The organism is Ideonella sp. P3_A4 (genome assembly GCF_056403075.1).
This window is the reverse complement of the sequence record NZ_JBFUGE010000401.1, coordinates 1-5,476: the sequence shown is the minus strand read 5'-3', so window position 1 is coordinate 5,476 and position 5,476 is coordinate 1. Positions and strand designations below refer to the sequence as shown.

The following is a 5,476-nucleotide window of genomic DNA, read 5'->3' as shown; positions in this document are numbered from 1 at the left end:
ACCAGGAACGGCGTGTCCCACAGCGCCATTTCCTTGGTGATGCCGACGAGCGTGGCGGTCGAGCCGACCATCATTTCCTGCGCGCCGCCGATCAGCGCCTGCTGCATCTGCGTGTCCGGGCCCAGCGCGGCGGCACCGATCGCACGCACCTTCATCTTGCCGCCCGAGGCCTTCTCGACCGCCTCGGCGAAGACCTTGACCGCGCGGCCTTGATTGCTCTGCTCGTTCAGCCCATAGCCGAAGCGGATCAGGCGCGGCTTGATGTCCTGTGCAAAGGTGGCCAACGGCGCGCAGGCCAGCAAGGCGAGGGCGGCGGCGGCAACGGTGCGGCGGGTGGTTTTCACGGTGTGTCTCCTGGAGGTAATGCAGTGTCAGGAAGGGAGCGGGAAGAGACGCCTCAGCGCATCCACGCCACCGGCGCGGTGACCATGGACGGGAAGAGCACGAACAGCACGAGGATCAGCAGGTAGGTGACCAAGAACGGGTTCACGCCCTTGATCACCTGGTGCAGCGACAGGCGGCCGACGCCGGCAACGACGTTCAGCACCGTGCCCACCGGCGGTGTGATCAAGCCGATCGCGCCGTTGAGCACGAACATCAGGCCGAAGTAGACCGGGTCGATGCCGGCCTTCACCGCGATCGGCAGCATCACCGGCGCGAAGATCAGGATCGTTGGCGTCAGGTCCAGCGCGGTGCCGATGACGACCAGCGCAACCATCATCACCGCCATCAGCAGGCGCGGGCTGTTGACCAGCGGCCCCAGCCAGCCGGTCAGCACGCCGGGCAGGTCGGCCAAGGTGATCATGTAGCTGGCGACTTGCGCGCCGGCGCACAGGAACATCACGATCGCCGTCGTCTTGGCGGCGCGCACCAGCACGCCGTGGATCTCGGCCAAGTTCATCTCGCGGTGCACGAACAGCGCGACGATCAGTGCGTAGAACGCGGCCACCACTGCCGCCTCGGTCGGTGTGAAGACACCGGTCTTCATGCCGCCGATGATGATGATCGGCATCAGCATCGCCCAGAAGGCCTTGGCGGTGGCCGTCAGTCGATCCTTCATCGGCAGCGGTTGGCCCTCGGGCAACTCGATGCGGCGCAGCACCCACTTCCACGCGACGATCAGGCCGGCGCCCATGATCAGCCCGGGCACGATGCCCGAGACGAACAAGGCCGAGATCGAGGTGTTGGTGGTCACGCCGTAGATCACGAACGGCATCGACGGCGGGATGATCGGCGCGATGATGCCGCCCGAGGCGAGCAGCCCGGCCGAGGTGTTCATCGGGTAGCCCTGCTGTCGCATCATCGGCAGCAAGATGGTCGCCAGCGCCGCGGTGTCGGCCAGTGCCGAGCCGCTCATGCTGGCCATCAGCACCGCGGCCCCGATCGCCACGTAACCCAGCCCGCCGCGGATGTGGCCGACCCAGGCCTGCGCCATGTCGATGATGCGGCGGCTGATGCCGCCCGAGTTCATCAGCTCGCCGGCGAGGATGAAGAAGGGCACCGCCAGCAGCGGGAAGCTGTCGATGCCGGCGACCAGGTTTTGTGCCAGCAGCTGGGTGTCCCAGAAGCCCAGCACATAGGCCATGCCGGCGCCGGTCAGCACCAGTGCGAGGGCCATGTTCATGCCGATGCCCATCAGCACCAGCATGCCGGCAGAGAAAACGACGAAGGCGAGTGCTTCAGCAGACATGGCGTGTGACTCCACTCACTCGACTTCGGCGCCGTGGCCCAGGTCCAGCGGCTTGCGTTGGACGATCTCGATCAAGGCCATCACACTGATCGCGGTGGCGCACAACAGCGCGGGCAGGGGCAGCAACGCAGTGGGGTAGGCCAGCACGACCGAGCGGCTGTCCATGCCGACCACCACTTGTTGCCAGGCACCCCAGGCCACCAGTCCGCAGGCCAGCACCACCAGCGCGCGAATCAGCAGCGTCATCCCCCCGATCAGTACCGGCCGGTTCTTCAGCAGGCCGACCAGGCTGGTGAAGGCCATGTGTTCGCCAGCCGGGTAGGCGGCGGTGGCGCCGATGAAGACCATCCAGACGAACAGCAGGCGCGAGAGTTCTTCGCTCGCCGCGATGCCGCTGCCAAAGCCGTAGCGCAGTACCACGTTGACGAACACGGCGACCGCCATCACGCCCAGGCAGCTGGCCATAGCGCCCTGGGCGATGCGCTGCGGCAGTGGCAGCTTGTCGTTGGCAAGGGTGTGGTTCATTGGGAGTCCTCCGCGTTGCACGCTCCGGAATTCGCCTTGGGAACGGCCCTGCGTCTCATGCGTGCTCCTCTTCGGCCAGCCAAGCGCTGACCTCGGCTTGCAAATGGCTCAACGGTGCCTCGGCATCGACCCGCAGCACGCCCGCTTCGCCATCGGGGCGCTCAAGCGTCGCGAACTGGTTGTCGACCAGGCTGGTGGAAAAGAAGTGGGCGGCGCCGCGGCTGGCGACGCGCTGCAGTGCAGCCTCGCGGCCGATGTCCATGAACACGAAGCGCAGGCCCGGCGCGGCGGCCCGCAGGCGGTCGCGGTAGGCGCGCTTCAGCGATGAGCAGGTCAAAACGATGGGCAGCGGGGGCTGGCGCAACTCGGCCGCCAGCGTGTTGAGCCAGCCGTCGCGGTCGGCATCGGTCAACGCAACGCCCTGGCTCATCTTGGCGCGGTTGGCCGGGCTGTGGTGTGCGTCGCCTTCGACGAAGCGTGTGCCCAGTGCCTCGGCCAGCACCTCGCCCAGGCTCGACTTGCCGCAGCCCGACACGCCCATGACGACCAGTGATTGCTTCATGCGTTGGATAGCGCTATCCGAAGTGGACCAAAAAATCGGTACCCTGACCAAGACGCTGTTTCCCTGGAGTGGCCTGGAGGAGGCTTGAGGGAAGCGCCGGCTTGCGTGCAGGTACCGGACAGCGCTATCCTAATCACCGAGCCACTCCCGCTCATCCGTACCAACCCTTAGATGACCTCTGCCATTCCCCGCCGCCGCGCCAGCGGTCGCGTCACCTTGAACGACGTGGCGCGCGCCGCAGAAGTCAGCCCGATCACCGTGTCACGCGCTCTACGCGGAGAGCGCGCGGTCGACCCGGCGCTCGTCGAGCGGGTGCGCGAAGCCGCCGACCGGTTGGGCTATGTGCCCGACCCGGCGGCCCGCGCGCTGGCGTCGCGCCGCAGCACGCATGTGGCGGTGCTGATCCCGATGCTGTCGAACGCGCTGTTCGTCGACCTGATCGAGGCCGTCCAGCGCACGCTGCGGCCAGCTGGCTTCCRGACGCTGATCGGCGTCACCCATTACGACGAGGTCGAAGAGGCCGCGTTGCTGCGCGAGCAGTTGCTCCATCGGCCGGCCGGCCTGCTGGTCACGGGCATCGACCGGCCTGCGACGACAAGCACGCTAATCGCGCAGGCTGGCGTGCCTTGCGTGCACATGATGGATTTGGCAGCACCCAAGTCGGGCTTGCACAGCGTGGGCCTGTCACAAGCCGACGCGGGCGCCGCGCTGACGCGGCATCTGCTGCGCCATGGCCGTCGCCGAGTGGCCTTTGCAGCCGCACAGTTGGATCCACGTACGCTGCAACGGCTGCAAGGCTGGCGGCGCGAATTGATGGCCGCCGGCCTGTACGACCAGACGCTCGAATGGCTGAACCCGGCGCCTTCGTCGATCGCGCTCGGGGGCCGGATGTTCGAGCAGATCATCGGCCAGCGGCCGGCGATCGACGCGATCTTCTTTTGCAACGACGACCTGGCCCAGGGCGCGCTGCTGGCGGCGCTTCGGCGCGGCATCAAGGTGCCCGACGAGATCGGGGTGGCCGGCTTCAACGACCTCACCGGCAGCGACCAGATGGTGCCGCCGCTGACGACGGTGCGCACGCCACGCGCCGAAGTCGGCCAGGCCGCGTCGGCAATGCTGCTGGCGCTGATGCGCGGCGAGACCGTCAAGCAGCCGGTGGTCGATCTGGGCTTCGAGCTGATTGCGCGCGGCAGCGCTTGAGTGCTCACCGACCGAGGCACGTGCTGTTTGTGCGCGAGGAAGATGGCCTTTGCTTCCACGGGCCATTGGGGTGCGCACCGAGCCYGCAAGGCAATAGGCGTATAAGCAGAAGAGCCCCGCGCCATTCTGAGCGGGGCCGCTTCAGAGGACCCGAATGAGCCAACCACCTGCCAGCGAGCCAGTACCGTCGTCAGACGTCGTCGACGCGCTTCCGGTGCTGGCCGACGCGGAGCGCGCCGAGTTGCAGCGGCAGGGTGCCAAAGCCGCCGCCCGTGGCGACGATGCGGACGCCAATCCGTTGCGTCGCCGGTCCAACGCGCCGGCCCGCACCGGTGAATCGCCAGGCAGCTGGCTCGAACGGCACGACGCCTGGCAACAGGGTCACGATGCGCAGAGYGACCGAAGCGAGGGCGCGCAACGTGATGCTGCCGACACCAACCCCCCAGCATGAGGCGGCTGCCCATCCAGTAGGTCGCGGGTTTCGCTTGTGCTATCGGGCGTCGCACGGCGGTCTGTCCTTCTCGTTTCCATGTGACATCGCTGGCCGTGTGCACATCGACGCCCTTGATGCACGCGACACCGCCAATTACTTGCTGGCCCGTGCGCTTGTCGGGCGCGATTGCGATGTGGCCATCGTGCTGCCCGATGACGCAGCGCCAGCTCCCGATCCCCCTGTCGCCACGCGTCGGGTGGGTGTAGATCCCATCACCATGGAACGCGGCGCCGCGACGCTAGATGTCTCAGACACCCTTTTTTGACTTGGCCTCGGGCGTTCTGCGCTTCTGGGTCTTGCATGACGATGGCCGCTACGTCGGCGCGACGATCGCGCGGCAGACGCTGCACTACTGCTTCAACGGCGAGAGTGGGGGCGAGGACGCCGTCGCCACCTACGAAGCGAATCGCGAGCGCATCGACGCCGCCGTGCGCCGCCGCACGGCTTCCGGTTCGCGGGAGCCTGTGATGCTGCGCGATCCGGATGTCGCCGTCGCGCGCAGCTAGAACGTTAGGCTGACCGGCCTCAGGCCTTGACCAACTCCGGCAGCTTCATGCCTTCGGTCCCCGGGAAGACGTCCTTGTCCAGCGGGCCCCGTGCGATATGCAGGTGGTCGGCCAGTACGCTCTTGAAGACAGCCCGCAGGTCGGTCGTGATCTTCAGGTCGCGGCCTTCGTAGCGGTCTTTCTTCGCCAGGCCTGGCCAGTCGGCCAGCACTTGGCCGCCGCGCACCGCGCCGCCGAGAACGAACGCGGCACCACCGGTGCCGTGGTCGGTGCCGCGGGTGCCGTTGATCGCCACCTCGCGGCCGAACTCGGTGGCCACGACGATCACGGTGCGGCCCCACAGCCCGTTAGCGTTCGGTGCGTCCAGCATCTCGCGCAGCGTCCCAAGGCTGTCGTCCAGCTGCTGAAGGTTGTTCAGGAAGGCGCTTTTTTCGTTGGTGAGGTTGGCGTGGCTGTCCCAGCCACCTTGTTCGAGCATCACGATCTGTGGGCCTTTGGGC

General features: G+C 67.2%; 8 protein-coding genes and 1 pseudogene. 4 read left to right on the top strand and 5 right to left on the bottom strand.

The window, feature by feature from the left end:
• The 4 genes and pseudogenes from AC1DYI_RS25170 to AC1DYI_RS25155 all read right to left on the bottom strand — a co-directional run.
• Positions 1 to 344, bottom strand: a pseudogene (locus tag AC1DYI_RS25170) (TRAP transporter substrate-binding protein); the annotation flags it as partial.
• 53 nt (positions 345 to 397) lie between these two features.
• Positions 398 to 1,690, bottom strand: a complete 1,293-nt coding sequence (locus AC1DYI_RS25165) for a TRAP transporter large permease (protein ID WP_477206871.1) — start codon at positions 1,688 to 1,690, stop codon at positions 398 to 400.
• 15 nt (positions 1,691 to 1,705) lie between these two features.
• Complete coding sequence (locus AC1DYI_RS25160; RefSeq protein ID WP_477206870.1) at positions 1,706 to 2,215, bottom strand: TRAP transporter small permease subunit; 510 nt, start codon at positions 2,213 to 2,215, stop codon at positions 1,706 to 1,708.
• Positions 2,216 to 2,270: 55 nt separating this feature from the next.
• Positions 2,271 to 2,777, bottom strand: coding sequence for a gluconokinase (locus AC1DYI_RS25155; RefSeq protein WP_477206869.1), 507 nt, complete (start codon positions 2,775 to 2,777; stop codon positions 2,271 to 2,273).
• 171 nt (positions 2,778 to 2,948) lie between these two features.
• On the opposite strand from AC1DYI_RS25155, the gene gntR reads away from it, so the two are divergent.
• The 4 genes from gntR to AC1DYI_RS25135 all read left to right on the top strand — a co-directional run bounded on the left by gntR (position 2,949) and on the right by AC1DYI_RS25135 (position 4,976).
• The gene (gntR, locus tag AC1DYI_RS25150; RefSeq protein WP_477206868.1) at positions 2,949 to 3,977 is read left to right on the top strand and encodes an HTH-type transcriptional regulator GntR; all 1,029 of its coding nucleotides are present in this window, start codon (positions 2,949 to 2,951) and stop codon (positions 3,975 to 3,977) included.
• Between the two features lie 154 nt (positions 3,978 to 4,131).
• Entirely contained in the window at positions 4,132 to 4,428 is a 297-nt protein-coding gene (locus AC1DYI_RS25145) for a CrpP-related protein (RefSeq protein WP_477206867.1), read from the top strand.
• A gap of 97 nt (positions 4,429 to 4,525) precedes the next feature.
• On the top strand, positions 4,526 to 4,735 hold the full coding sequence (locus tag AC1DYI_RS25140; protein WP_477206866.1) for a hypothetical protein: 210 nt from the start codon (positions 4,526 to 4,528) through the stop codon (positions 4,733 to 4,735).
• Between the two features lies 1 nt (position 4,736).
• Positions 4,737 to 4,976 (top strand): DUF1488 family protein, encoded by a 240-nt coding sequence (locus AC1DYI_RS25135; protein ID WP_477206865.1) that lies wholly within the window; start codon positions 4,737 to 4,739, stop codon positions 4,974 to 4,976.
• 19 nt (positions 4,977 to 4,995) lie between these two features.
• Here the strand turns inward: AC1DYI_RS25135 and AC1DYI_RS25130 are convergent.
• Positions 4,996 to 5,476, bottom strand: a 481-nt coding sequence (locus AC1DYI_RS25130; protein WP_477206864.1) for a DUF1501 domain-containing protein, incomplete at its 5' end; no start/stop codon positions are given.